Origin of the sequence: Hydrogenophaga sp. (genome assembly GCF_051007235.1) — a bacterium.
GTDB lineage: Bacteria > Pseudomonadota > Gammaproteobacteria > Burkholderiales > Burkholderiaceae_C > Hydrogenophaga.
Window position 1 is genome coordinate 1 of record NZ_JBPCSJ010000301.1, and the last position, 4,531, is coordinate 4,531.

The 4,531-nt window shown below is 68.9% G+C and carries 6 protein-coding genes; 1 reads left to right on the plus strand and 5 read right to left on the minus strand.

Features of this window, described 5'->3' with window-relative positions; all coding sequences use genetic code 11:
* Positions 1-277 precede the first annotated feature (277 nt).
* Positions 278-1,447 carry a hypothetical protein gene (locus tag ACR2JA_RS10670; protein ID WP_434009061.1) on the minus strand — a complete coding sequence of 390 codons (1,170 nt, stop codon included), beginning with the start codon at positions 1,445-1,447 and terminating at the stop codon, positions 278-280.
* Between the two features lie 193 nt (positions 1,448-1,640).
* Here ACR2JA_RS10670 and ACR2JA_RS10675 point away from each other — a divergent pair, with 193 nt between their 5' ends.
* Entirely contained in the window at positions 1,641-2,135 is a 495-nt protein-coding gene (locus ACR2JA_RS10675; protein ID WP_434009062.1) for a glutathione peroxidase, read from the plus strand.
* Between the two features lie 208 nt (positions 2,136-2,343).
* On the opposite strand, the gene ACR2JA_RS10680 is transcribed toward ACR2JA_RS10675, so the two are convergent.
* The 4 genes from ACR2JA_RS10680 to ACR2JA_RS10695 form a co-directional block, all read right to left on the minus strand.
* Entirely contained in the window at positions 2,344-3,102 is a 759-nt protein-coding gene (locus ACR2JA_RS10680) for an LrgB family protein (RefSeq protein WP_434009063.1), read from the minus strand.
* Positions 3,099-3,464, minus strand: a complete 366-nt coding sequence (locus ACR2JA_RS10685) for a CidA/LrgA family protein (RefSeq protein ID WP_434009064.1) — start codon at positions 3,462-3,464, stop codon at positions 3,099-3,101. The genes ACR2JA_RS10680 and ACR2JA_RS10685 overlap by 4 nt, the downstream gene beginning before the upstream one ends.
* A gap of 7 nt (positions 3,465-3,471) precedes the next feature.
* Positions 3,472-3,879 carry a DUF3597 domain-containing protein gene (locus ACR2JA_RS10690; protein ID WP_434009065.1) on the minus strand — a complete coding sequence of 136 codons (408 nt, stop codon included), beginning with the start codon at positions 3,877-3,879 and terminating at the stop codon, positions 3,472-3,474.
* A gap of 158 nt (positions 3,880-4,037) precedes the next feature.
* The coding region (locus ACR2JA_RS10695) for a heterodisulfide reductase-related iron-sulfur binding cluster (protein ID WP_434009066.1) at positions 4,038-4,531 on the minus strand (494 nt) is incomplete at its 5' end.

The following is a 4,531-nucleotide window of genomic DNA, read 5'->3' on the forward strand; positions in this document are numbered from 1 at the left end:
GGGTTCGAGAAACCCAATATCGGATTTTGACCCCCCCGCGCCGCGCCTGGCGGCGCGTCACCCCCCAGGGGGCGATGCGAGTGGCCCGGCAAAGCCGGTTCCGCGGTGCCCTGGAACCGACTCCCCCTCATCCGTCAGCAATCTCTCCGGCGCACGTGGCCGTTCCAGGATGCGGTGGAACCGGCTTTGCCGGGCCACTCGCATCGCCCCTTGAGGGGCGGAGCGGTTACGCGAAGCGAACAAGCGACGGGGGTGGTCCCTGTCCTGCGCGGGGGGGTCAAAAACCTATATTGGTTTTTTCGAACCCATCCAGCTCGACCAGCCGGTGCTGCGCCAGCAGCTTGTAGAACTCGGCTTCGGCCACCGAGCGCGAGAGGTAGGCGTCACCGCCGGCCAGACCGGCCTTGATGCGGTCCATGCTGCCTGCGCTGGGCGCGAACATGATGACCACCGGGGGCTGGCCGTTGGGCAGTTTGCACTGCTTGGCGGACCGGCACACCTGGTAGGCATCGGGCTCGCCGTTGAGGCGGTCGATCGCCACCAGACGGTACGGGTGCGCCTTGAGCATCACCAGCGCCTGCTTGCCTTCGCGCGACCAGTCGATGTTCAAACCATACTTCTTGAAGCGCTTGTGCAGGATGCGGCCTTCGACCAGGCTCTCGGAGACCAGCAGCATGTCGCCGTGCGGCACCACCGGCGCGGCGGCTTTGGCGGTGTGGTTGGTCGAACGCGGTGAACGGGACTTGGGCGAACGCGAGGTCGGCTGGGGCAGGTCGTCCAGACCGCCGAAGTCGGTCAGGCCCATCACACCCGGGCGCGCCGCGCGGGCGCTGAGCGCCTGCTGCCGCGGGGACGGGGGCATGGGCGTGGGCGCACGCGGCGCCACCGCCGGAGCGGGCGCTGTGGCGGACGCGACGGTTGAACGCACCATGGGGCGCGTGGCCGGGAACTCGGTGTCCGACGAGCGCCGCCGCGGTCGGGCGGCCGGCACCATGGGGGTGGCGGTCGACAGGCCCATCGGCGCGCTCTGGTAAGGCTCGGTGGCGGCAAACCCGCGGTCGGCGCCCTGGTGGGCCGGCACAGGCTGGTGCGCCACGGCGCCCGCCCGCGACGCGGGCTGGGCCGTGGCGGGTTTGGGCGCCACCCCCACCAGCCGGTCGAGTTCGGCCAGCACCGACACCAGCTTGATCGGCTTGCGCTGCAGCGCCCAGCCGGTGCCACCGTCGCTGTTGCCCACCAGCAGGACCTTGCCCGGCAGGTCGGCGTATTGCACCAGGTGCAGGGCCTGCAGGTTGTCGGCATTGACGATGAGGATCTGCGCGTCCATCACCTCGTCCTGCACCTGGTAGGCCGGTGGCCGACGCGCCGCCAGCCGGAAAAAAGACTCGAAAGTCGCCGACTCGTTCTCGGCAAAACCCACCAAGGCTACTGTGTACGCTGCGCCCATGCCGATGCCTCGTGTGTTGTGCTGTCGCCTGACATTTTGAATACCAAGGGCCTACCCCTCTTGCGGTCAAGTATGCCCGTTTTGTCCCACAGAACCCTGCAACGAGCGGGCTTGTCCGTGAGGCATTTCCCGCAAGTCGGGGATGTGCGGCAACATCTGTGGCCTTCACCCCACCGCCCGACCGGAGCTGCCCATGACCACCCCACCCGCCAGCGTCTACGACTTCGACGCACAGTCCATCGACGGTCGAGCCGTGCCCCTGTCGCAGTACCGCGGCCGGGTGCTGCTGATCGTCAACACCGCCAGCGCTTGCGGCTTCACGCCACAGTTCGGTGGACTGGAACAGCTGCACCAGACGTACGGCGAGCGCGGCCTGGTGGTGCTGGGTTTCCCCTGCAACCAGTTTGGCAGCCAGGACCCGGGCACAAACGATGAAATTGGCGCCTTTTGCCAGCGCAATTACGGCGTCAGCTTTCCCATGATGGGCAAGGTCGACGTCAACGGCGCCGACGCCCACCCGCTGTACCGCTGGCTGACCGCCGAAGCGCCAGGACTGCTGGGCAGCAAGGCCATCAAATGGAACTTCACCAAATTCCTGGTCGGCACAGACGGCCGCGTGATCAAGCGCTACGCGCCGCAGGACGCGCCGGCGAAACTGGCGCAGGACATCGAAGCAGCGTTGAAGTAGCCCCCCGCGCCGGCTTCGCCGTCACCCCCCAGGGGGCGGCACTGGCGGCCCGGCGAAGCCGGTTCCGCGGTGCCCTGGACCCGCTTCCCTTCCGGCGCACAGTGCCTGCGTCGAGGATGCGGTGGAACCGGCTTTGCCGGGCCATGCGCATCGCCCCTTGAGGGGCGGAGCGATGACGCGAAGCGAACAAGCGACGGGGGTGGTCACTTTAGACCAGCTTCAGCAGCCAGCCTGCCACCAGCGGCAGCGCGACCGCGCTGAACAGGGCGCTCAGACCCATGGCCAGCCCGGCGAAAGCGCCCATTTCTTCACTCACCAGAAACGCCCGCGCAGTGCCGATGCCGTGCGCAGCCGTGCCGAGCGCGAAGCCGCGCACCGTCGGGTCCTGGATGCGCAGCAGGTCGAACAGGCCGCGTGCGCTGGCCGCGCCCAGGATGCCGGTGCACACCACCAGCACGGCGGTGAGGGTGGGCAGCCCGCCGATTTTTTCGGCGATGCCCATGGCCACCGGCGCGGTGACCGACTTGGGCGCGAGCGAGGCGATGGTGGCCTTGCTCGCGCCCAGCGCCCAGCCCACACCAATGGCCGTGACGGTGGCCGCCAGCGTGCCCACCACCAGCGCAGCCAGCATGGGCAGCCACAGGCGCTGGAGGCGCGCGAGCTGCTCGAACAGCGGCACCGACAGCGCCACCGTGGCCGGGCCGAGCAGGAAGTGCACGAACTGCGCGCCTTCGAAATAGGTGGCGTACGGCGTGCCGGTGGCCCACAGCAGCGCGCCGAGCACGACCACCGACAGCGCGACCGGGTTGGCCAGCGGGTGAAAGCCGCTGCGGCGGTAGGCCACGAACGCTGCGTGGTAGACCAGCAGCGTGACGGTGAGCCCCAGCAGTGGGGACGCCGAGAGGTAGACCCAGACATCGGCCAGGCGGTCGGCAGCCACACCGGCCAGGGGCAGACCGGCGTTCATGGCTGGTGCGGACCGTCGGCCGGCGCCATGCGCTTCATCACCCAGGCCATGGTGAGCGCGGCGCTGGCCAGGCCCACCAGGGTGCTGAGCACCAGCGCCACACCGATGGCCAGGGCCTCGTTGCCCAGGCGCTGCAGGTGCAGCATCACGCCCACGCCGGCGGGCACGAAGAGCAGCGAGAGGTGCTGCAGCAGGGTCTGCGCCGTGGGCTTGATGGCGCCCAGCAGCGCAGGCCGCCACACCAGCGCGAGCAGCAGCAAAGCCATGCCCACCACGGGCCCTGGCACCGGCGCGGCCAGGGCGCGCACCAGCGCTTCGCCCACGAGCTGGAACAGGAGCAGGGTGGCGAGCGCCGGGATCATCAACCGGTCAGAGCAGCTCTTGCGGGATGTTGCCGCCGTTGGCCGCGATGTGGCCCAGCACGTTCTTGTGCAGCCACATGTTCATCTTGGCGGAATCGCCCATCAGCTCGTCGGGGCAGTACAGCTCTTTGGCCAGTTCCTTGCGCGCGGCCAGGCTGCTGTCCAGGCCCAGCAGCTTGAGCAGGTCGACGATGGAAGTCTTCCAGTTGAGCTTCTCGGGGTGGGCGGCGGCCTTCTCGGTCAGCAGGGCGACCACGTCCACCATGGAGATGGAGCTGACCGCGGGCGCGGCCGGCGCTGCAGGGGACACGACCGGTGCGTCTGCCGGCGCTGCGGCGGGCGGCGGGGTGATGACGGGCGCGGCGGCCGCGTCTTTCATGCCCAACTTTTCAAGAATGTTGCTGAAGAAACCCATGATCCATCCTCCGGTGACGTCTTGAACAGAAAGTGCAACACCGGACGCGAACGGCACCGCACCCCCAGCTTATAGCCCCCGGATCACCTGGGCGTGACAACGGCGTGCACACCGCGGCCGCTCGGCGGCGCTTGGGTGTGCACAAATACCGCCCGGTGTCAGGCCAGCGCCGCGTCCAGCAGCTCGATCCAGTGCTTGACCGGCGTGGCGGTGCCGCTTTGCAGGTGGGTGATGCAGCCGATGTTGGCGCTGGCGATCACCGCGGGCTGCAGCTCGTTCAGGTGGCCGAGCTTGCGGTCGCGCAGCTGGTAGGCCAGTTCAGGGTTGAGCACCGAGTAGGTGCCGGCCGAACCGCAGCACAGGTGCGCTTCGTTCTTCGCCACCTGCACGGTGAAGCCGAGCGCCGCCAGATGGGTCTCGACGCCGCCCTTGAGCTGCTGCCCGTGCTGCAAGGTGCAGGGCGGGTGGAAACCGATGACCTTGTTCGCGTCGGGCTTGCTGGCCAGATTGGGCTGCAGCACCGGCACCAGCGCGGGCAGCAGCTCGCTCAGGTCCTTCGTCAGCCCACTGATGCGCGCCGCCCTGGCGGCGTATGCCGGGTCGTGCTGCAGGATGTGGCCGTACTCCTTGACGGTGACGCCGCAGCCCGACG